The 21,744-nt window shown below is 59.4% G+C and carries 20 protein-coding genes and 1 tRNA gene; 12 read left to right on the forward strand and 9 right to left on the reverse strand.

The window, feature by feature from the left end; genetic code table 11:
- Window positions 1–165: 165 nt before the first annotated feature.
- A complete protein-coding gene (locus tag AB8A33_RS18450) occupies window positions 166–414 on the reverse strand; it encodes a sulfurtransferase TusA family protein (RefSeq protein WP_089267468.1) in 249 nt (82 codons plus the stop codon).
- 70 nt (window positions 415–484) lie between these two features.
- Between AB8A33_RS18450 and mobA the strand changes: the two genes are divergently transcribed.
- Complete coding sequence (gene mobA / locus AB8A33_RS18455; protein WP_439094053.1) at window positions 485–1,114, forward strand: molybdenum cofactor guanylyltransferase MobA; 630 nt, start codon at window positions 485–487, stop codon at window positions 1,112–1,114.
- 74 nt (window positions 1,115–1,188) lie between these two features.
- Here mobA and AB8A33_RS18460 read toward each other — a convergent pair whose 3' ends face one another.
- Together AB8A33_RS18460 and AB8A33_RS18465 are read right to left on the reverse strand one after the other, a co-directional pair.
- A complete protein-coding gene (locus AB8A33_RS18460; protein ID WP_439094054.1) occupies window positions 1,189–3,837 on the reverse strand; it encodes an autotransporter outer membrane beta-barrel domain-containing protein in 2,649 nt (882 codons plus the stop codon).
- 139 nt (window positions 3,838–3,976) lie between these two features.
- A complete protein-coding gene (locus tag AB8A33_RS18465; RefSeq protein WP_439094055.1) occupies window positions 3,977–4,936 on the reverse strand; it encodes a helix-turn-helix transcriptional regulator in 960 nt (319 codons plus the stop codon).
- A gap of 433 nt (window positions 4,937–5,369) precedes the next feature.
- On the opposite strand from AB8A33_RS18465, the gene AB8A33_RS18470 reads away from it, so the two are divergent.
- Window positions 5,370–6,593, forward strand: a complete 1,224-nt coding sequence (locus AB8A33_RS18470; protein ID WP_439094056.1) for an ABC transporter substrate-binding protein — start codon at window positions 5,370–5,372, stop codon at window positions 6,591–6,593.
- Between the two features lie 220 nt (window positions 6,594–6,813).
- Here AB8A33_RS18470 and AB8A33_RS18475 read toward each other — a convergent pair whose 3' ends face one another.
- Window positions 6,814–7,785, reverse strand: a complete 972-nt coding sequence (locus tag AB8A33_RS18475) for a TAXI family TRAP transporter solute-binding subunit (protein ID WP_439094057.1) — start codon at window positions 7,783–7,785, stop codon at window positions 6,814–6,816.
- A 147-nt stretch (window positions 7,786–7,932) separates the two neighbouring features.
- On the opposite strand from AB8A33_RS18475, the gene AB8A33_RS18480 reads away from it, so the two are divergent.
- Window positions 7,933–8,910: a Bug family tripartite tricarboxylate transporter substrate binding protein gene (locus tag AB8A33_RS18480; protein WP_089267473.1), complete on the forward strand. Its 978-nt coding sequence runs from the start codon at window positions 7,933–7,935 to the stop codon at window positions 8,908–8,910.
- Window positions 8,911–8,940: 30 nt separating this feature from the next.
- On the opposite strand, the gene AB8A33_RS18485 is transcribed toward AB8A33_RS18480, so the two are convergent.
- Window positions 8,941–9,153 carry a DUF1328 domain-containing protein gene (locus tag AB8A33_RS18485; RefSeq protein ID WP_439085951.1) on the reverse strand — a complete coding sequence of 71 codons (213 nt, stop codon included), beginning with the start codon at window positions 9,151–9,153 and terminating at the stop codon, window positions 8,941–8,943.
- A gap of 151 nt (window positions 9,154–9,304) precedes the next feature.
- Between AB8A33_RS18485 and AB8A33_RS18490 the strand changes: the two genes are divergently transcribed.
- Window positions 9,305–9,380: transfer RNA gene (locus AB8A33_RS18490), tRNA-Ile, on the forward strand.
- Window positions 9,381–9,569: 189 nt separating this feature from the next.
- Here AB8A33_RS18490 and AB8A33_RS18495 read toward each other — a convergent pair.
- Both AB8A33_RS18495 and AB8A33_RS18500 read right to left on the reverse strand, forming a co-directional pair.
- Window positions 9,570–9,800, reverse strand: a complete 231-nt coding sequence (locus tag AB8A33_RS18495) for a hypothetical protein (protein ID WP_439094058.1) — start codon at window positions 9,798–9,800, stop codon at window positions 9,570–9,572.
- Window positions 9,801–10,292: 492 nt separating this feature from the next.
- Window positions 10,293–10,814 (reverse strand): MarR family winged helix-turn-helix transcriptional regulator, encoded by a 522-nt coding sequence (locus AB8A33_RS18500; RefSeq protein ID WP_439094059.1) that lies wholly within the window; start codon window positions 10,812–10,814, stop codon window positions 10,293–10,295.
- A 155-nt stretch (window positions 10,815–10,969) separates the two neighbouring features.
- Here AB8A33_RS18500 and AB8A33_RS18505 point away from each other — a divergent pair, with 155 nt between their 5' ends.
- From AB8A33_RS18505 to AB8A33_RS18530, 6 genes are read left to right on the forward strand one after another with little or no spacing between them, the layout of a single operon-like run.
- Window positions 10,970–12,100, forward strand: a complete 1,131-nt coding sequence (locus AB8A33_RS18505) for an amidohydrolase family protein (RefSeq protein ID WP_439094060.1) — start codon at window positions 10,970–10,972, stop codon at window positions 12,098–12,100.
- A complete protein-coding gene (locus tag AB8A33_RS18510) occupies window positions 12,097–13,200 on the forward strand; it encodes an amidohydrolase family protein (RefSeq protein WP_439094061.1) in 1,104 nt (367 codons plus the stop codon). The genes AB8A33_RS18505 and AB8A33_RS18510 overlap by 4 nt, the downstream gene beginning before the upstream one ends.
- Window positions 13,200–13,613 carry a Rieske (2Fe-2S) protein gene (locus AB8A33_RS18515; RefSeq protein WP_439094062.1) on the forward strand — a complete coding sequence of 138 codons (414 nt, stop codon included), beginning with the start codon at window positions 13,200–13,202 and terminating at the stop codon, window positions 13,611–13,613. The genes AB8A33_RS18510 and AB8A33_RS18515 overlap by 1 nt, the downstream gene beginning before the upstream one ends.
- A 31-nt stretch (window positions 13,614–13,644) precedes the next feature.
- Window positions 13,645–14,658 carry an ABC transporter substrate-binding protein gene (locus AB8A33_RS18520; protein ID WP_439094063.1) on the forward strand — a complete coding sequence of 338 codons (1,014 nt, stop codon included), beginning with the start codon at window positions 13,645–13,647 and terminating at the stop codon, window positions 14,656–14,658.
- Window position 14,659: 1 nt separating this feature from the next.
- The gene (locus AB8A33_RS18525) at window positions 14,660–16,414 is read left to right on the forward strand and encodes an ABC transporter permease (protein ID WP_439094064.1); all 1,755 of its coding nucleotides are present in this window, start codon (window positions 14,660–14,662) and stop codon (window positions 16,412–16,414) included.
- A gap of 13 nt (window positions 16,415–16,427) precedes the next feature.
- The gene (locus tag AB8A33_RS18530; RefSeq protein WP_439094065.1) at window positions 16,428–17,516 is read left to right on the forward strand and encodes an ABC transporter ATP-binding protein; all 1,089 of its coding nucleotides are present in this window, start codon (window positions 16,428–16,430) and stop codon (window positions 17,514–17,516) included.
- A 348-nt stretch (window positions 17,517–17,864) separates the two neighbouring features.
- Here the strand turns inward: AB8A33_RS18530 and AB8A33_RS18535 are convergent, their stop codons facing one another.
- Window positions 17,865–18,338 (reverse strand): dihydroxyacetone kinase subunit L, encoded by a 474-nt coding sequence (locus tag AB8A33_RS18535; protein WP_439094066.1) that lies wholly within the window; start codon window positions 18,336–18,338, stop codon window positions 17,865–17,867.
- 133 nt (window positions 18,339–18,471) lie between these two features.
- Between AB8A33_RS18535 and AB8A33_RS18540 the strand changes: the two genes are divergently transcribed.
- Complete coding sequence (locus AB8A33_RS18540) at window positions 18,472–18,708, forward strand: hypothetical protein (RefSeq protein ID WP_439094067.1); 237 nt, start codon at window positions 18,472–18,474, stop codon at window positions 18,706–18,708.
- A 497-nt stretch (window positions 18,709–19,205) separates the two neighbouring features.
- On the forward strand, window positions 19,206–20,201 hold the full coding sequence (locus tag AB8A33_RS18545) for an isopenicillin N synthase family dioxygenase (RefSeq protein ID WP_439094068.1): 996 nt from the start codon (window positions 19,206–19,208) through the stop codon (window positions 20,199–20,201).
- A 118-nt stretch (window positions 20,202–20,319) separates the two neighbouring features.
- Here the strand turns inward: AB8A33_RS18545 and AB8A33_RS18550 are convergent, their stop codons facing one another.
- Complete coding sequence (locus tag AB8A33_RS18550; RefSeq protein WP_439094069.1) at window positions 20,320–21,741, reverse strand: amidase; 1,422 nt, start codon at window positions 21,739–21,741, stop codon at window positions 20,320–20,322.
- Window positions 21,742–21,744 lie beyond the last annotated feature (3 nt).

Consider the following 21,744-nt stretch of genomic DNA (forward strand, 5'->3'; position numbering starts at 1 on the left):
GTCTGCGATTTGAAAAAGTCGCTTCGTCAATTCCCCTGCGGCGCGCGGACAAAGATTCACGCACGCTCGCACGTTAGAACAGGGCCAGAAGCAACTGCGGGAGTCGATAGTCCAAAGGTATCAGGAGCGAAAATTTCTCAATGATTTCCACTGCATCGCAGCAATTCAATCGCGATTTGCAATCGCAGCATTTCGTTTTTCGATGAAGAAGATCATCACATCGCCGCTGCGTTCAGAGGTCTCGATCTGATCACCGCTCTGCTGGATCAACGCCGGGATGTCGATCACTGCGAGGGGGTCCGTGCAGTGGACTTCGAGCCGATCGCCGACCGACAGTGCCTTCATCGCCTTGCGCGTCATCAGCGCAGGCAACGGGCATTTCAATCCGGTCAGGTCGAGCTTGGTCACGGGCATCGCGCGGTTCCACTTGGTGTAACAGCGTTATATCGGGCTGGCGCGAAATGTCATATGCAGCGGTATGGCGATGACGAATACATATCCGGCCACTCCAGGCCTGCTCCTCGCGGGCGGTCTCGCGCGCCGGATGGGCGGTGGCGACAAGCCGATGCGCGAGATCGGCGGCACGACGATCCTGGCCCGTGTGATCGCCCGCATCGCACCGCAATGCGATGGGCTGGTGCTGAATGCCAATGGCGACCCCGCGCGATTTGCGGCCCTCGGTCTGCCGGTGATTGCCGACGACGTCGCGGATTATCCCGGCCCCCTCGCCGGCATCCTTGCGGGTCTGGAATGGACGGCTGCCAACCGACCGGACGTCTCCTGGATGCTGAGCGTCGCCGGCGACTGCCCGTTCCTGCCGCGCGATCTCGTCTCGCGTTTGCATCAGGCCCGCATCGCGGAGAATGCGCAGCTTGCTGTCGCGTCATCGGCCGGACAGTCGCACCCCGTCGTCGGCTTGTGGGATGTCTCCCTGCGCCATGAGTTACGGCACGCGCTCGTCAACGAGGACATCCGCAAGGTCGGCCGCTGGACATCCCGCTACAGACTCGCAACCGTGGAATGGCCGACGGATCCCGTCGATCCGTTCTTCAATGCCAATACGATGGATGACATCGCAGAAGCCGAACGGTTGGCGAAGCTGGATGGCGGTTAACGGCACATCGCCGTTGGGAATGACATCGGCCCGAGAAGCGGCCGTCAGGCGACCTCTCGAGTGATGCGATCGCATCAGAACCTGACAGCGAAATTGCCCCGCAAGGTCTGGTCGGTGACACCGGAGCCGAACTGACCACCATAGGTGAGACCGAGCACGGCGTTTGGCGTGACGTTGACGTCAAAGCCAAGGTCAGCGACGGCGCCATTCCTCGCAATAGGCACGCCAGCAACGGTGAACGGCGATCCACCGGCGAAGGCCATGGTCGAGGTCGGCGTGACGTCGCCGAAGGCGTGGCGCCAGCCGAGCATGCCACGCGTTGCCGCGGTCATTCCGTTGCCGAGATCAAAGCCGGTCGACGCCCGGAGCCCCAGCGTGGTGAAGGTGACGCCGGTGGTGTCGCTCCGGCTGGTGAGCGCGGCGACGCCGCCCTTTTCTATGAAACCATCGGTCGACAGATTCACATAAGCGAGATTGGCGAAAGGCTCGAAAGCGAGATGGCCGAGCGGCGTCCGCCCTGCCCTGACGCGATAGCCGAACTCGCCGAAGGTTTGCGTGGTGCCGGCGCTGTAGTCGCTCCTGAGCAGCTCGGCGACGCCCGGAAACCCCACCGAGCGATTGATCGAGAGATCGTGCCGCGTATAGGCAAGGCCGGAGCGGAAAGCGAGATCGCCCCACTGCGTGCCGCCATAGAGGCCGCCATGGTAGTTGTCGCTGGCGCCGGAGGAATTGCGATCGGCGACGCGGAAGCTCGATCGGCTGTAGCCGCCAATCGCGCCGACGCGCCATCCGTCGACGAACGGCGCATCTGCGCCGACCATGAAACCACCGATATCACGCTTGACGGTTGCAGCATTCCCGTCGCCGTTCCACTGCCCCCATGAGCCGAAGCCGCGGCCCCAGACCGCGATGCCGTCTGTCGTGGCTGGCGCAAGCACCGGCCGGCCGTCGACATAGGTCGTGACCGGCGCGGCAGCTGCGCCGACGCCGTCGAACGCTGCGCGCAACCGGTCGATGGCAGCTTCGCGCAGAAAACGGCTGTCCTCGATCATCACGCTTTTGGCCGACGCATGAATCTCACCGGAGATCTGGTCGAACGCTCGCCGTGCCTGCGGCAGATCGAGCTGCACGAGCGAGCCCACCAGCGAATGTCCAAGCGGCAAACTGTCTGCGCCGCTGCCGGCGGCGATCTGATTGCGGGTGAGGCCAGCCGAGGCGAACGCGACGTTGCTGCGGGTGATACCAAGATAGACGTTAGTGGAATCGTAGGTCAGGCCATAGGCCAGAAATGGCGACGTTGTTGCTCCACCGGCACCGGCGAAGGTGCCATTGATGCCGCCGGCTGCCGTGAGAACCGTGAGCTGGCTGCCGATGGGCGCAGCGCCGGTGACGAGCAGCGTGCCGCCATTCAGCGTCGCAATCCCGGTTGCCGCAATCTTGTCCGACTGCCCGGCTGCGTTGGTCTCCACCTGATAGGTCGATCCGGCCGCAAAGGTGACATTGCCGTTGACGTTCAGCGTGCCGATCGAGTTGCCGGGGCCGACGATACCACCGCTATTGGCGACGATGCCGCCGACGGTGCCGATGCCGCCCAGAATGCCGCCGCCCGAAACCGTTACTATCGAATTGGCGAGCGATCCGTTCACGGCCAGCCGGCCGCCAGTGATGTTCGTAGCGCCGGAGAAGTTAACCGAATCGCCCGTGAAAATTGTCGTGCCAGCGATCTGGTTGATCGTCCCGGCCCCGTCCAGGACCGGCGCAAAAGTATAGCCCGTGCTAGTATGATTGAAATTGATCGCGCCGGCACCATTGCCGAACACGATCTTTGAAGCGTCGAGCGTGCCAGGCATCACCGCTGCCGCTCCGGTGCCGCCGCCAATATTGATAGTACCAACCGAGCCTGCTTGAAAGCCAACAATCACATTGCCGCTGACCGATACGACACCGCTATTTGCAATCGTGAGCGTGCCGTTTCCCATTTGACCGACAGCGAGGCCATTGTTAGCGACGATCAAATGCGAGCCCGGACCTGTGACCGTTGCTGTGCCAACCGAACCTGCGGCCTGCCCTATATAGCTCGTCCATGTTGTACCAACGACCGTGCCGCCGTTCGAAACCACCAGCGTGCCTGTTCCACCGTTGCCGACAACAAAATCGCTGGCGGTCAAAATCGAACCTGCGCCATCGACCGTCGCCGCTCCGGAACCACCAAAATGATCTCCGAGAGAGAACTCCCACACTGAGGTGCCGACGGCCGCACCGTTCAAGATGTTCAACGTGCCCGCGCCATGATAGCCGATCACCATGCCCTCGGCGTTCCAGACCGAGCCAGCGCCGGTGACTGTGGCTGTGCCGGTCGAACCAAACAAATTGCCGACGAAGGCCTGGTTGCTCGCCAGCGTGCCGCCGTTCGAGATCGTCAGCATGCCATTATTGTTGAGGCCGACCGATATACCATTGGCGAACGCAGTCCCGCCGCTGATCAGCGTCGGATTGGCTCCCGTTGTGTTGATAACGGCTGGATCGGCCGACGTCGGGATAACATTGAGATCCCAGTTTCCGGGTGTGTACCAGTCCGTCGATGTCGTCCCCGTCCAGTCGACCGCCATAGCCGGGGCAATGCCCACAAGCGCCACACAGCCAATCGCGAGCGCCAGATGGCTGGCATTCGTCAGATATCGCCGGGGTCTTCCGATGGCGCTGATGGTCGAACGTGCAAACATAGATTCCCCTTGCGATACGGTAGCCATGCACCAGATGTCGCATCTGCAGCGCAGCGGCGTCTTTGGCTGCAACGCAATGAAATTGTCCTGCAGTGAAATGGATTGCTTTCCGCAGCGGTGTGTCTGCCGCGCAACGCGCCTAACGCGCACTGCTCGGCGTGCCGCCAAAGCGGCGACGGAAACAGCGATTGAAATAGGCGATATCGTTGAAGCCGCAAATCATGGCGATCTCGCTGATGCGCATGCCGTCGCTCCGTCGATCCTGCAGCATCCGATAGCTCTTCTGCAGGCGCAGCTCGAGCACGCGTTCGGAAAAGCTGACTCCGGTTTCCTGCAGGAGATCATGAACATAGCGCGGCGACAGTTTCAGCTCGCGCGCCACGCCTTGTGCTGAAATGCCGGGATTCGCGTAATTGTCGGCGATGCTCGCCAGAACCGCCTGCAACCTCGCCGCGCGCAGGCCGCGAAGGCCTGCAAGTTCGGCGGTCTCGCCCTTCGCACCAGTCGCAAGGCCGATCAGATCGATCAGCGTCGTCTCCGCATGCGTGAGGAGAGCCGGATTCGTGAGGACCGGTCCGGACTCGAGAAGCTGGCAGTAGCGCTTGAGAAGACCGAGCGCTTCATTGTCGACGCCGATGTTCAGAGCCAACCTATTGTCGATATGCGGAAATGCCTGGGTCAGAACTGCGCGTGGGACGACCACGTTCATCCAGACATTCTCGTCGGCGCCGAACATTGTCAGCGGCTCGGATGCCGTGACCAGGGCTGCCTCCCCCCGGCCGACGGAATAGTCGCGACCGACCTGCCCACCAGCCAGCTCAGTGCCGGCCTTGTTGATCAGCAGGAGATAACTATCATTGCCATCATCGGCGATATTACGCGCCTTTCTCGTCGCCTGCTTAATCGTTCCGGCCATCTGACCGAGAACCAACGGTCCGATACTCGTGGCCTCGATTACAGCTTCGAAAGACAGTTTATCGGACACCGCGTATTCGACCGACCAGATTTCCGCAACGTGAATATCCTGCCAGAGGTCGAACTTGGCCTTCTCGCCGAGATGAAGCGGCAAGTCTCTGGACGAAAACGCAGTCTTTTGCACCGGTGACCTCTCGGTATTCAGAACTTTGGGATGATCGCGTCGGCACCCTTGCCGGGCACCTTCCATTTCCGGGGCAGCAGTTGATGGAGGCCCGGATTTGCGGGGCGAATTGTCAATCAGGCACCTCTGGCAAGGCGCTTGCTTGTGTCGTGTTGAGATCGCATCTCGTTCGATCCGGGCGCAGAAAACTTGCATTCCGAACGAGTCGAAAGGCAAGCGCGTGATGTGGCATGACCGGTGGGCGCGCGGGGAACTAGCATACAACTACAATATGTCAAAGCATTGCGATGAGCTCTGCTCGCCTGCTATTTCAAGCATTGAATTTCATGCGCTATCGTACTTGTTGCGCCCTCACACCTGCTGCATGATCGGCCCAAAGTTGGGACGTGCATGTCACGCGTCGCACAGCTAAAGCATCGGGGAGGCAATATTCATGCGTTTGAAAAGACTGACCGTCACACAACTTTCACTCACCGGCGCATTTGCGCTTGCGCTGTTCGCCACATCCGCACACGCCCAGATCTCCGACGACGTCGTCAAGATCGGCGTGCTCACCGATATGAACGGCCCGGCCTCGACGCCATCGGGCCAGGGCTCGGTGACCGCCGCGCAAATGGCCGTGGATGATTTCGGCGGCAGCGTGCTGGGCAAGCCGATCAGCATCATCATCGGCGATCACCAGCTCAAGCCCGATGTCGGCGCCAGTCTCGCGCGGCGCTGGTATGACGTCGATCAGGTCGACATCATCGTCGATGTGCCGGTCTCCGCCGTCGGCCTCGCGGTGCAGAACGTCGCCAACGATCGCAAGCGGCTGTTCATCACCCACTCCACCGGCGCCGCCGATTTCCACGGCAAGTTCTGTTCGCCCTACACGATGCAATGGGTGTTCGACACCCGCGCACTTGCCGTGGGTACCGCGCAGGAAGTGGTGAAGCGCGGCGGCGACAGCTGGTTCTTCATCACCGACGATTTCGCCTTCGGCCATGCGTTGGAGCGCGATGCGGCGGCAGTCGTCACCAAGACCGGCGGCAAGGTGATCGGCTCAGTGCGCCCGCCGTTCGGCGCGTCGGACCTCTCGTCCTTCGTGCTGCAGGCGCAGGCCTCGAAGGCCAAGATCATCGGCATTGCCGGCGGCCCGCCGAACAACATCAACGAGATCAAGACCGCCGGCGAGTTCGGCGTGTTCAAGGGCGGCCAGCAGATGGCCGCGCTTCTGGCGCTGATCACCGACATCGACTCGCTGGGGCTGCAGACAGCACAGGGCCTGCTGCTGACCACCGCCTTTTACTGGGACATGGACGACAAGACCCGCGCCTGGTCGAAGCGCTTCTTCGAGAAGACCAAGCGGATGCCCACCATGTGGCAGGCCGGCGTCTATTCCTCCACCATGGTCTATCTCAACGCCATCAAAGAGGCCGGCACCGACGAACCGCTGAAGGTCGCCGCCAAGATGCGCGAGAAGCCGATTGAGGATTTCTTCGCACGCAACGGCAGACTGCGCGAGGACGGGTTAATGGTGCACGACCTGATGCTGGTGCAGGTCAAGTCGCCTGAGGAATCGAAATATCCGTGGGACTACTACAAGATCCTCGCGAAGATTTCCGGCGAGGAAGCATTTGGACCGCCGGACCCGGCTTGTGTGTTGGGGAAGAAGTAGGACAGCGACGAACGCAGCCAAGGCGCTCCGCTTTCCCTCTCCCTTCGCGGGAGAGGGTGGCCGCGCGTAGCGCGGACGGGAGAGGGGTGCACAGAACTCGGAGTTCGTGGTCGCCCTCTCCCGTCTGCGCGCCTTTCGGCGCGCGTCCACCCTCTCCCACCTGGCGCAGCTACGCTGCGCGGAGCTTTGCTCCGCTGGGGGAGAGGAGAAGAAAGAACGGCTACTTCACCAACCCAATTTCTCGATAATACTTCAGCACACCCGGATGGATCAGCGCCACATCAGGCGCTGACGCCACCGTATTCCCAGCCGTCGTCTCCTTCGCCTGGGCGAGCCGCGCGCCGAGCGTGGCTTCGGCGCCATGCAGCGTCTTCGCAAGGCGATAGGCGACATCATCCGGCAGCGTTTCACGCGCGAGGATGTAGCTCCATGAGCCCACCGACGCGATCGGCGCCGGCTGGTTCGGATAGCTGTTCGCTTCGACCAGCATCGGCTTGAGGAAGGCGTGCTTGGCACGGATCTGCGCGATCTCCGCCGCATCGGGCGCAATGAAGCGCGCGCCGCCGGGGCTTTCACCCATGGCCTTGAAGCCGGGCCAGCCCAGGCCTGCACCCCACAATGCGGCCACGCGACCGTCCTGCACCATCGCCGGACCGTCGCCGGCGCGGTCGAGATAGACCGCCTGAAAATCCTTGTCCTGATCGAGGCCAATCCCGTCCAGCACATAGCGCGACAGGAACACGAGGCCGGAGCCTTTCGCACCGAAGGCGATCGGCTTGCCGACGAGATCGCGGATCGTTTTGTAGGGACTGTCGGCGCGCACCACGAACATGCCGGGATTGGAATAGAGCGCGGTGATGATCTTCAGCTTCGTCGGCGCCCGGCCGATGCCCTTGAACGCTTCATAGGCGGGCTCGCCGGCCACCAAAGCGAGATCGAGCTGGCCGGCTTCGAGCAACGGGATGTTCTCGGTCGACCCCTTGGTGTTGCGCGTGGCCAGCGTCAGCGATGGGTCGGCCTTGTTCATCACCTCGGCAAAGGCGTCGCCATAGAGCGGGAAACCGCCGCCGGGCGTCGCCGTGCCGAGACTCAAGCTGAGAGGCGTGGTGGTCGACATCGGTCTGGCTCCCTCCTGCGCAACGGCCGTTGTGACTGTCAGAAGCGCTGCGCAAAGAAGCGGCATCATTTTCATGGGGCACCTGACGTCGTTCGGCCTGCATCGTTCGACCAAGCTTGTAGGCAAAATCCGAATTCTATGAAAGCATGGAGGTAACGGGTGGCAAGCCCGATCTAACAACGTCGCGCATCAGTGCTGCGATTTTCATGTCTGGGAGGAACTATGATCGCTTTTCTGCGTGCTGCTGTGCTGTGTCTCGTCGGCTTCGCGAGTCTTACCACGACGACCCTCCCCGCCTCTGCCGCCGGCTATCCCGATCGCCCCGTGCGCTGGCTGATCGGCTTCGCTGCCGGCGGCCCCGTCGATATCGTGGCGCGGATCATGGCGCAGTGGCTGTCGGATCATTTCGGCCAGCAATTCGTCGTGGAAAACCGCGCAGGATCGGGCGGCAATCTGGCTGCCGCCGCGGCCGTGACCTCGGCGCCGGATGGCTACACGTTGCTGTTCGTCGCGCCGAACAATGCAATCTCGGCCTCGCTCTACAAGAAGCTGCCTTACGATTTCATCCGCGATACCGTGCCGGTCGCCAGCATCATGCAGCTCACCAATATGCTGGTGGTGTCGAATGGCATGCCCGTGAAAACGGTCCAGGAGTTCATCGACTACTGCAAGGCCAATCCGGGCAAGATCTCCTATGCGTCGTCGGGCAATGGCACCTCGGTGCATATGTCAGCCGAATTGTTCAAGGCGATGACCAAATGCGACATGATCCACGTGCCCTATCGCGGCTCGGCGATCGCCTTTCCCGACATCATCTCCAACAAGGTGCAGTTGATCTTCGACAATCTGCCCACAGCGCTCGAACAATCGCGCGGCGGGACGGTGCGCGCGCTCGGCGTCACCTCGCCGCAACGCTGGCCCATCGTGCCGGATGTCCCGGCCATTGCCGAGACGGTACCGGGCTTCGAGTCCATCGGCTTCTACGGCATCTCCGCGCCCAAGGGCACGCCGCCGGAGGTGATTGCCACGCTCAACAAGGCCGTGGGCGAAGCGCTGAAGGATCCGAAGCTGATCGCACGGCTCGCCGAGACCGGCGGCGTGCCGAAGCCCATGACGCCCGAGGAATTTGGCAAACTGGTTGCCGCCGAAACCGAGAAATGGCGCAAGGTGGTGGAATTCGCCGGCGTGTCGGTCGACTGAGCCGGGGCCGATTGATCCAGGGCGACTGACCTAGACGCTTACCGCGACCATGGCGGGCAGCAGCTCAGAACTACTGACCGCCCCGGCGACGAGATAGGCAAAGCCCAGCAAGGCCAGGAAGCCGAGGAAGAACAGCGCAAAGAGGATGATCGAGAGCTTCTTGGCGAAAGCCGAGATGTTGGCGAGGCCGAGGCCGCCGGCAATCAGGGAAATAATCAGACAGATGACAGCCCAGCGAAACACCCGCGCCTCCCTACGTTGAAATTGCGCAGACAAACGCCACCGCCCAGCCAAAGTTCCGGCCCCGGGAACGCGGCATTGCCCACAGGCGATGGCCGATATAAGGAATGCCTGCACCGCCGTCCCCGGTCCTCACACCCGCTGGACGCCGGCGGGGCCTGTAGCTCAATGGTTAGAGCCGACCGCTCATAACGGTCTGGTTGCAGGTTCGAGTCCTGCCGGGCCCACCAATGATTTCAGATATATGCGGACACTTTGAAAACGACTCGATTTCCGCTTTAAGAACGACTCGATTTCGTTTTGGAAACGACACGATCTTACATCTCCCTGATACACCTATCGAATTTCTCCTCGATTTTTTCGCCGATTTTCGGGCTCAAGAAAAGTGAGGGGGATCTATTTTGTTGACGAGGCCGCTCTCACCATTGAAACAACACGCGCCGGGAGCGCTTAGCGGGTGCCAGCGGCGGGACTTGGAAGTCGTCGGGAGTGATCACCCGGGCGGCCTCTTTGCCGTCGAATTCCAGGCGACCGAGGACCACCATCAAGCCGAGGCGTACTTCTGCCTTCGCCGGTCCCGCAATCTCTCCAGAAGCGATGGTGGATTTCTGATGGCCTGGAAGCGTTAGTAGCGCGATCTGTAGTTCCACTCATTCCTCGGAATGAGCATGACAATACTGTCATTAGCGCGTCGGTTTCTGTACCTAGCTTTTAAACTTGGCGGAAATCCGAACCTGAGACCCCTGCGTTTAGAGCGCTGTTCTCTGGCTACCATCTAGTTTGAAATCAATGACTTCTGAGCCTGTTCGAGACCTATTGACGCTGTTTGTTCGCAGGGGTTCTGTGGTTGGCACATTGAAGCTGAACGACGACAACCCGAGACCGGTTTAGCCAGCCCCTGCTCTCCGCAAAAAAGACCGTAGTTTCGCGAAGCGCTTCAATACGACTCCGACTTTGAGCTCGCTTTGGCTCCGAACTTGCGGGGCACGCCACTGGTACACGCGACCTTTGACGGGCGGCGTCGTGACGTCTGCACCATCCCACTGGCTCATCAGAAATCCCCGACCAGAGTCCGCTTTCGCGGCCTTGGCCTCAACTTCGGCGCCGGCGTATCCTGCGCTCTTGCCGGCAGTTCGTAAGCATCAGGGAAGCGTCGCCGGCGGCAGATCATCCCACCCAGAGTTCTCCAAAGCCTCCGAGAGCTCCCAGAGCAGCTCGTTCAAGCGCTGCTGGTCCGCCGTCTTGAAATTCCTGAACAAATGCGCCTGTCGTTGCCGCGAAACTCGCAGCAGCCGCGCAGAGAGCTTTTTCCCCTCGGCCGTCAATTTTGCAATGGCGGCCCGACCGCGGCTTCTTGTCTGCTCAACCGTGACTAACTTGCGTTGTTCGAGCAGGACAAGACTGCGGCTGACCGCTGCCTTGTCCAAATCAGCGGCTTCCGACAACGCTCCGACGTTGAGGAACTGGGTGCTGTTGAGCGCCAGCAGGAGCCGCCACTCGGCCATGCTGAGATTCCATTCCGCGCGATAGAACGCCGAAGCCCCCCGATTGAGGCGCATGCCGATACTGACCATAAGTACGGTGATGTGCTGCTGCGCGAGCAGCCCTCCAGAGCGCGGCCGAGCCGGCAAGACGCTATTTGCAGCTGGCTTGTTCAAACCCATGTCAGACCCCGAACCGTGGCGGAAAACAATGTTTACAAGTTCCTTTCTTAACGGATTTGATCTGGATCAAAATCGTTGACAGTACATTTATTGATGCATCAATATAAGCAGGCTTCTCCTTTCAAAACAACAAACACCAACAGGCGAGGGAGCAAATGGCCACAGCCAGTCAAACAACCTCATCGGGTTCTCCTACCCGGTATGCGGGCGCAATCGATTGCGATCTGCATCCAGCGCTCCCTGGAATGCACGTTCTGCTGCCCTATCTCGATGATTATTGGCGAGAAATGGTATCAGTTCGGGCGCTCGACCGTCTGAATCTGAGCCTGACCAGCTATCCCCAGAATGCCCCACTGTCCTGCCGCCCGGATTGGAAGCTGGACGACGGCACCAAGCCAGGATCGTCGCTGCGGGCGATGCAGGTCCACGTGCTTGATCGCTATGCGCCGCAGTTCGGGATCCTGAACTGCCTCTATGGCGCCCAGGTCATGCACAGCGAAGATATGGCCGCCGCATTCTGCCGCGCCACCAATGATTGGCTTCGCGACCAATGGCTGAACCGCGATCCGCGACTACGCGCTTCGATCGTAATCCCGACCCACAATACCGAGTTGGCGGTGGCGGAGATCGAGCGCAGGGCCGACGATCCGCGCTTCGTACAAGTACTCATGCTGGTGTCGGGCGAGGTAACGCTGGGCCGGCGTCAGCTCTGGCCGATCTACCGACTGGCGGAACGATTGGGACTGCCGATCGGCGTGCACGCCGGTAGCGCATATCGCTATGCGCCGACCGCGGTCGGCTGGCCGTCCTATTATGTCGAGGACTATATCGCGCAGTCCGCGGCGTTCGAAAATCAACTGCAGAGCCTGATTTCGGAAGGTGTTTTCTCCAAATTTCCTGAGTTGAAAGTGGTCGCAATCGAGTCCGGCCTAACTTGGTTGAGCGGATTTATTTGGCGGGCCGACAAGACCTGGAAGGGCGTCCGGGCCGAAGTCCCCTGGGTCACGCGTGCACCATCCGAGATTATCCGCGATCACGTCCGCTTCACGGTGCAACCGATCGATGCCCCCAATGAGGCCGAAGGCATCTTGCGATTGATCGATCATCTCAAGTCGGACGAGTTGTTCATGTTCTCGACCGACTACCCGCATTGGCAGTTCGACGGCGAGAACGCCCTGCCGGACCAACTGCCGGATTCGTTGCTGCGCAAGATTATCTGCGACAATGCGCTTGCGACTTATCCGCGATTGGCCAAGGCCAAAACGGCAGTGGAGGCGAGCCTATGAGCATCCTTGAAGCTGATACGGATCGCCCGACCAAAGCGAAACTGCGGGTCATCGATTGCGACATTCATCCGGCAATGACGGCATGGACCGAGATCCATCCCTATCTCGCCCGACGCTGGATTGATCACCTCTCGGTCTATGGCAGTCATCTGCGCCACGCGTTTTCGGAAGCATTGACGCATCCGCGGATGTCGCCGGACGCTGCGCGGGTCGACGCTTACCCTGAAGAAGGTGGTCCGCCCGGCTCGAGCCTCGCGATGATGCAGCAGCAGCATCTCGATCCCAACGGGATCAACCACGGCATGCTGATCCCGCTGCGCTGGAATCCCTCCAGCCAGCGGAACCTCGACTTCGGCGTGGCGCTCACGCAGGCCATGAACAAATGGCAGGTCGAGCGATGGGTTAAGAACGAACCTCGCCTGAAGGCGTCCATCCTGATCGCCCAGGAAGATGCGGTCGGATCGGTCGCCGAAATTGAAGCCTGCGCAGGTGATCCCAATTTCGCACAGATATTGATCTTGCCGCGCACCGACGAACCTTTTGGCCGCCGCCGCTACTGGCCGATCTTCGAAGCCGCCGAGCGCAACAACCTGCCGATCGCCGTCCATGTCGGCGGCACCAACGGCCATGCTTCTACCGCCGGAGGCTGGCCGTCCTACTACATGGAGGAGCACCACGCGGTCGCTGAAACAATGCAGGCGGTTGTCACAAGCCTCGTTTTCGAAGGCGTATTCGAGCGGTTTCCGGGGTTGCGTATCGTGATCATGGAGGGCGGGCTCGGCTGGATTCCATCGCTGAGCGCGCGGATGGACAAGCACTGGCAACGTCTTCGCAGCGAGGTACCGCATCTCAAGCGCCCCCCTTCGGAGTACGTACGCGAGCATATCTGGTTCACCACCCAGCCGATGGAAGAACCAGAGCGCGCAACACATCTGCTCGATCTGTTCACCAGGGTCGGCTGGGACCGAATCCTGTTCTCAACTGACTATCCACACTGGGATTTCGATGATCCGCGTTACGCTTTTAAAGCGCCGCTGACGGATATGCAGCGCGATCAGCTCCTGTTTGGCAACGCACAAAAATTCTACGGAATAACCTGATGGCACGCCACGTCGTCGCCACCGTGAACGAGATCGCACCAGGACAGCGCAAGGTCGTTAAGGTGGCCGGTCGCGAGATCGGTATCTTCAATCTGGATGGCGAATTCTTCGGAATCGGAAATCGCTGCCCCCATGAGGGGGCATCGCTTTGCGCGGGGCGAGTCGTCGGACTGGCTGAATCCAGCGAGCCTGGCAGTTATCAGCTCAGCCGCAAGGGTGAGATGCTGCGATGCCCATGGCACGGTTGGGAGTTCGATATTCGAACCGGCCAGTCATGGTGCGATCCGCGCCGTACCAAGGTTCGTCGCTTCAAGATCAAAGTCGAGGATGGCGGAGATTTAACGGAGGATTTGCTGCAGGCCGAGACCTTCGCCGTCTCGGTTGAAGCGCAATACATCGTCGTCGAAGTATAAAAATACAAAAATATAAAATCTGGAGGAACACATGGGATTTCTGAAGCGAGGTTTTCTTGCATGCTTGACCGCTGCAGCATTGATACCGCTGAATGCCCAGGCCGAGGACTGGAATGCCGTCATTGATGCGGCGAAGAAGGAAGGCAAAGTCGTCATATACAGTATGGCACTGGGCGCTCCGTATTATGGCGCGGTTCTGAAGTCCTTTGAGGCCAAATACGGTATCCGGGTTGAGAGTCTCGACCTGCGCGCAAGCGAACTGGCCGAACGCGTTCGTACCGAACAATCCGCAGGCCGATACACGGGCGATATCGAACTCATCACAAATACCATGATCGAGGCGCAGCAGAACAGCGGCGACTATATCCAGAAGATCGGTGAAATTCCGAACGCAAGTAAACTCCGTGCACCGTTCAAACGAACCGAGTTCACGATTCCCGGTTATGTCCAGCCGATGGGTATTCTGATCAATACCAGGTTGGTCCCACCGGGCGACGAGCCCAAGAGCTGGTCTGACCTGAACAATCCCAAATGGGCCGGCAAGATCCTCTCGGACGACATGCGCCCGCTGGGCAGCGGAAATGCAATGTTCGCCGTGTTGCAAAACAAGATGGGCGCAGCGTTTAACGAAAAGCTGGCAGCGCAAAAACCGGTTTTCAGCCGCGACATGCGCAACGACGCCCGCCGCGTCGCGCGAGGCGAGTATCCCATCTATATTCCACAGGTCTTCGCATTCGCCTCCGATCTCAAGGGACTTCCGATCAAGGTCGTAATCCCGAAAGAAGGCGCGCCATATGCGTCGATGGAATTCGCCATGTTGAAAAACGCACCGCATCCCAATGCGGCGCGCTTGCTCGTAAATCATTTTCTTGAGCAGGATTCGCAGTTACTCTACGCCAATGGATGGATGCTGCCGGTCGTGAGCGGCGTCGCCGAGAAGGCAAATGACGATGCCAAGCCATTTGCCGACGCTAAATTGATGGGCCAAGCGAGCCTCGAAGAGCGGCCGGCGATGATGGAACTCGCCAAGAAACTCTATCAGTAGGATGACGGCACTTCCCGCCTACGAAAAAATCCCGCGCGCGGCAGCTCCGCCTCGCACACGGCTATCGGGATTGCTGGAAGGCAAGCTGCCGCGGCGGATCGCGCTGACCCTGCTGACGTTGCTGCTCGCCTTTCTCTCGCTTTATCCAATCTCGATGCTGCTTTACGGCAGCTTTCACACCACGCCCCCGGGCGTGGCCGGCACCTTCGATCTGTCCGGATACGCTCAGGTCTTCACCTGGCGCACGGCCTACATATTCCTGAATACGGTGGGAATATCGCTCATCAAAACGGTCATCGCGCTTGCATTGGCAGTGCTGTTCGGTTGGATCATCGCGCGCACCAATACGCCCGCTCGGGCGACTCTCGAAATTCTGATCACATTGCCATTTTTTGTGCCGCCAATCCTGACGGCCATGGCCTGGGGCATGCTTGGCAATCCTCAGGTCGGCGTCATCAACCTGGTCTGGCAGTGGATCACTGGCTCCGCCGATCCTCTGGTCAATGTCTATTCCTATGGTGGCGTGGTGTGGCACATGCTGCAATATTCCACCCCCTTTCTCTTTCTTTTCATCGTCGAAGCGTTTCGGTCGATGGACCCGGCGCTTGAAGAAGCGAGTCGGATGTGCGGCGCATCACAATGGCGAACGTTCAGCAAAGTGACGTTTGCACTGATGCTGCCGGCAATCGTGACGGCGTTCCTTCTCAGCTTCATTCGAGGGCTTGAGAACTTCGAGTCACCGCTGTTCTTCGGCACACCCGCGAAGATCGATGTGGTCACAACCGAGATTTACAACTCAATCAATCACCAGCAGATACCGAATTATCAGTTCGCCAGCGCCTTGAGCTTCGTCATCATGGGCATCATGTTTTTACTGGTGATCTGGCAATGGCGATTGCTGCGCGGCAGGAGTTTTCAAACCATTACCGGAAAAGGCTACTCCCCCCGCGTCGTCGATCTCGGCGGTTGGCGATGGGTGACGTTCGCCATCTGCGTGGCGTTCTTCCTGGTCAGCGTTGCGCTGCCGATCGGTCAACTTCTGTTGGGATCGTTCTTTCAGTTCTTCGGGTTTTATCAGTGGGATATGCTGACGCTCGATCATTACCGATCGGTATTTTCGAACGGTGAGATCTGGCGCGCATTTCGCAACACTCTATTACTCGGATTGGGCGGCGCGTCGGCAACCATGGTTCTGGGCGCTATCGTGGCCTACATATCGACGCGCACGCGATGGCAAGGGCGACAGGTCATTGATGTGCTCGCCTGGCTACCATGGATGATGCCCGGCATGGTGCTGGCCGTCGGCTTCCTGTGGGGATTTGCCCTTCTTCCTTCCTTCATCTCGATCTACGGCACGATGTGGGCGCTGTTGATTGCATATGTCGCACTGGGCACGCCTGTGGCGGTACGTGTCATGTCGTCCGCCTATCGCCAGCTTTCGTTTGACCTTGAGGAATGCTCGCGCGTCCATGGCGCCACATGGTGGCAGACTCTCTGGCGAATCCTGATTGCGCTGGCGTGGCCATCCTTTGCCGTCGGATGGGTACTGACGTTCTTCGGGATCATGCGGGAATTGAGCGCATCTGTTTTTCTCTATTCGGTGGGCTCCGAGGTTCTCTCGGTGGTGATCCTTCGGATGTGGGAGAATGGACAGGCCGAGGCGGTCAGTGTCGTCGGATTGATGATGATGATGCTCGTGTTTCTGTTCCGATGGGTGCAGCAACATCTCATCAAACGCTACATCAATACGCTGTAACCTGGGGTCCAACGTGTCCGAAGTCGTTCTTGAAAATGTCTCACGTATGTTTGGTGGCCTCGCGGCGGTTAACGGCGTTAATCTCAAAATCGCTACTGGCGAATTTGTAACGCTGTTAGGTCCCTCCGGTTGCGGTAAGACCACCACATTGCGGATGGTCGCCGGTCTTGAAGAAACCAGCGCCGGACGAATTTCGATTGGGAATCGGATCGTCAATGATCCCGCCAAGGGCGTTCATGTAACACCGGATCGTCGACGTTTGGGGATGGTATTCCAGTCCTATGCGATTTGGCCGCATATGCGGGTGTTCGATAACGTAGCCTATCCGCTTCGCGTCCGTAGAAGACCCGAGAGCGAGATTAAGCAGCGCGTCGAGACGGCGCTCAGACTTGTCGAGATGGAACGCTTTGCCGAACGGGCGGCCACTGCGCTTTCAGGTGGTCAGCAACAGCGAGTCGCGATCGCGCGAGCACTCGTGTTTGAACCTGAGGTCCTTCTGCTCGATGAGCCGCTCAGCAATCTCGATGCCCGGCTGCGAACCCAGATGGGAGACGAATTCAGGTCGCTGCAAAAGCGCCTTGGCATCACTGCACTCTACGTCACCCATGATCAGGACGAAGCAATGGCGCTCTCCGATCGCGTGGTGGTCATGCAGCGCGGAGCTATCTTGCAGACGGGTTCGCCGGAACAGATCTACCAACAGCCCGCCTCCGAAGCCGTTGCCAGCTTCTTTGGCTCCCCCAACATGCTGGATGCAACCGTAACTGACATCGATCATGCGCATGACGGCATCGTCAGATTGTCGTTGTCGGGACAAGAATGGCAGGGATACGGATTTGCCAATAGCGCGTTCAGCAAAGGAGATCGAGTTCGGGTACTGATCCGCCCGGAAAATTTCCACATCAACCTCGAAGGGGCCGATGCCGTCTGGGGAGGCGAGGTCTCAGCCTCCACCTATCGGGGGGCACGGCGATTGCTGCGGGTCAAAACGGCGGCCGGTGAATTCAACGTCGAGGCATCGGCTCTGACAAGCCCGCGAATCGGCGAAAGGATTCAGTTAGGCTCTATGCGCTCGGGAATATGGGCTTTCCCGGTTGATTGAGAACGTGGGTGCCTCGCGCGCCAAATGGCGATTGCCAAGCAAGGCGCGAGTCCGAACTCTGCGGCCTGAAAGGAATTCAGGGCTATACCGGGAGTGGCCATGGGATTTAGGGAATGTCCGCAAAGGATCATCCTCGATGGTCGGATGAGCAGCCGCTCGCTTATGCCCGCCTGCCTTCAGAGCGGGCAGCTCCGAGAAGCAATTCCCGTGGAAATGGGACAACCATCCCCTGAAATCCACGCCAGAGATCAGCGCGAAGCCACTTGATCCAGCGTGAGAAGATCGCTCGAAAAGCCATTTTCATTTTGCTTCCAAGTGAGACGACAAACATCGATGTCGAGTTATCTTCTATCTTCCGATCATCCGACTTACCGCCGTCAACCATACTGTAACAGCTGCTGCACCGGGATCGACATGTCCGACTGCTCGGCTCCCAAGATAACTTGAGCACCCTCGCCGCGGCATCATCTCGGAAGTCTTGTTGCGACCGCGCTCGGCGGCATGAACCATCGCCTGTAGTGCAGCGTCAGGATCCAAACCGGCGGTCGCAGCGCTCGCAAGCGCCTGTGCCGCCGGGATCATGGCGTCCAGCATCGTGCGGTCGCCTTCGCTCGCGCCGCCGATCTCCGAAATACCGCGACATCCTTCGGCAAAAGCATGCGCCCAGGCTGCGATATCGATCGTCGCTCGGCCGTCAAGGGCCTCAGCGGCGCGCAACAGGAACAGCGCATAGAGTGGACCCGAAGTGCCGCCGACAGAGCGGCGCACGGTTGCTGAGATCGCACGCAGGATGGTGTGCCGCGCTTCTGCTATCGTAGCCATCTAATTCGATTTCGATCGCTGCGGCACCGCGCGCAAGGCTGATGCCAATGTCGCCATCACCGACGACTTGTTCGAGATCTGTTAGATGATCCCGTGCTTCTTTCAATCCCGCACAGATCGCGAGCACAGCCCGGTGAAGCTCTCCAGTCTGGCCTGTCAACTTTTCGGCCGCAGGCATGACTGCTGCAGGCGGAGCCAGACCGGCGCTCAACACCAGGCGACGAACCTCAAGGACGTCGTCGTGCCGACGCTGCTTCCCGGCATCCTGGTCAACACCAGCCCAACTAAATATCGCCCACTGACGCAAGTCCAGTTGCAGAAGTGGGACGGCAAGGCGTGGATTCGGTTCGGAGAGATCTTGGGAGCGTGACCCGCGACGAAACGAATTGCGTCCGCCGACATCGCGCTCCTCTTCAGAGCGAGCCGGTCCGGCGGACCACACTGGATCGAGAAATGTCCGCTTTGCGCCAATAGCGGGCGCCGCGGTCGGCTCTACCATCCACTGGCGCGGCGTTCGGCTGACAAATAGTGAAGCCGCCTCAGGACGACGTTATAATGAGCGATCAGAGAAATTTTTCAGCGCACTGCCCATCCTATAGGCTTGCCGGGGTGAGCGCTTCTTGGTGAATTACTCTCAGAGTAGAAGCGGTCAGAACCAGGGCGGTTCGGGACATTGCTCGGCAAAGATCGTTGTTTCGTTCTGGCGCCGGCAAGATGCAATTCTATCGTTCATTTTCCAGTCCGTCAGATCTGCAGCGATCCTGTTCAACGGGAGGAGTAGCGATAATCACACGGCATCATCATGCCGTTTAGGTTATTACGCCTCGCTCCTGCAGTTTCGCACCTTGGCCGATGATGGAGTGTGACATGACAACAAAAAGCAACGCCGGGTACGCCCTCGACGAATTGAACCAGGAAACTAATTTTGGCGGTGTTGGTGGTCTCAAGCACCGGGACATCCCGCGTATTGACCTTGCCAGTTTCGAAGTCCGAAAGCAGGAGATTGCCGACCAGCTCTGGACTGCGTCGACTGAGATCGGCTTTTTCCAGCTGATCAATCACGGCATTCCGCAAGAGCAGGTCGACGAGGCCTTCGATATGACCGCGAAGTTTTTTGCGCTCGCCTCGGACGTAAAGGCAAAGTACCCACTCGGCAAAGGCACCAATGCCGGCTGGGAGTACAAAAGCCAATTTCGCCCATCCACGGGAACGGCGGACAATAAAGAATCCTATCAAATCACTTTGCCTCGGATGACTCACCTGTGGCCGACGGGTGACGAAATCCCTGGATTCAAGGCCGCGATGCTGGCGTTTGAACGCGCCAATTGGGCGGTCGGCATGAAGGTGTTGTCGTGCTTCGCACTCAAACTCGGCTTTAAGCCAGATTTCTTCGCCGAAGCGCACGATCCGCAATCCGCGGAATATCAGAGCACTCTGCGACTGCTGCATTACTTGCCGATGACGAACGCCAAGCCTGAGGACTATACCGGCTGGCGAGCCGGAGCCCATACAGATTTTGATTGCCTGACGCTCCTGCACCAACGCCCTGGCCAGGGCGGCCTACAGCTGTGCCCGGGTAAGGAATCTGCCGAATTGGAATGGACCGATGTTGAACCGGCTTCGGGCGTCATCACTTGCAACATTGGCGATATGTTACGCCGCTGGAGCGACGATCGGCTCCTCTCGACTCTACACCGCGTGCGGATGCCCAAGGCCGACGAATATCTAGGCCCGCGCTATTCTCTTCCATTCTTTTGCCAGGCGAACAAGGATGCGATGATTCAGGGCCCAGGCAAGATCTACGACCCGATCTCCGCGCACGATTACCTGCAGCAGCGGATCGCAGCGAACTTCGCACAGTAGACAAAGACACAGATCGAAATGGATCGATGCAACGCGCACTTCCCCGCATCGATCCTCTCCTGCCTGCGGATAACATAGGCATTCGTATCATCGCATTACGATAAAGCGGGCGGCACAACTATCGGTGCGGTGGCCAGCCGATCGGATGGGCAAGCTGCAGGAACTTCATCGCCGACAGAATGAGTGGTTCTTCGAAACGTGGTCCAACGACCTGAATGCCGGTCGGCAGGCCTTCGCTCGTGAGTCCTGCAGGCGCCGAGCCAGCCGGCAGGCTCATGAGGGTGACGAGGAATGATCCTGCAATCCAGTCGGTATAGTTGTCGAGCGTTCTGCCGTTGACCACGGTCGGATAGTTCATGTTCACCGGGAACTGCTTGACCGGCGATTGAGGCGTCATCAGGAGATCAAAACCCTCGAACAACTTGGCAAATTCGAGGAACAATTCCATGCGTTTCTGCTCGGACGCGGCAAAATCCAGCGCCGTAATCTTCAGACCGGCCTCTACATTGTGCTTCAGGTTCATGCCGAACTCCTCGAGTTGATCGAGATTTTCATATTGCTGACCAACCATCCAAAGCCCTCGCCACGCCTGATACGGAGCCTTGCCATCCGACATATCAAAATGGATTTCCTCGACCGTTGCACCGGCATCCCGCAGCGACATTGTGGCGGCGCGGCAGATCACATCGATCTCATTATCCACGCCTATCCCGGAAATATCCGAGACATAAGCGATGCGGAGCCCTTTCAAGTCCTGAACGGTGTCGACGATCGTGAACGCACTCGACCATGGCGGCGCCACTGAAATTGGCGAGCGTCGGCTGAAGCCAATCATTGCATCCAGCATCAGCGCAGCGTCTTCCGCCGTGCGTGCCAAAGGGCCATGTACCTGGCCGGGATCCCAAGCCAATGGCATCGGGTAGTTCGGGGTGAGCCCCGGTGTCGGACGAATACCCACGATACCATTAAACGACGCCGGCATCCGGATCGAGCATCCAAAGTCAGTGCCCTGCGCCAGCGATGCCATCCCTGTGGCAACAGCGACTGCCGAACCACCGGATGAGCCGGATGGGCTTAGCGCCGAATTCCATGGATTGCGCGTGACGCCGAATACGTCATTGAAGGTGTTGGCTCCGGCAGCGAACTCAGGAGTGTTGGTCTTGCCTAGAATGATGGCCCCGGCGGCTTTCAGCCGCCGCACGACTTCAGCATCCTCCGCAGGGACGTGATCTTTAAACCGCGGCGAGCCATATGTGGTGCGAATGCCGGCCGTTGGCGTGATGTCCTTGATCACCACGGGCAGCCCGTGCAGCGCGCCAAGGCGATCGCCGCGCATCACTGCTGCTTCGGCATTTTCCGCCGCGGCCCGTGCGCTGGCATCGGCCAAAGTGACGATGGCATTGAGCTTCGGGTTGACGCGCGCGATAACATCCAGATGCGCATCCAGCACCTCGACGGGACTGACCGACCTGCTCGCAATCAGCGAAGCGAGTTCGACGGCGGATTTACGCGTCAAGTCGTTAGTCATAGGGTTTCTCATTCG

Source organism: Tardiphaga sp. 813_E8_N1_3 (genome assembly GCF_051811025.1).
Classification (GTDB): Bacteria; Pseudomonadota; Alphaproteobacteria; order Rhizobiales; family Xanthobacteraceae; genus Tardiphaga.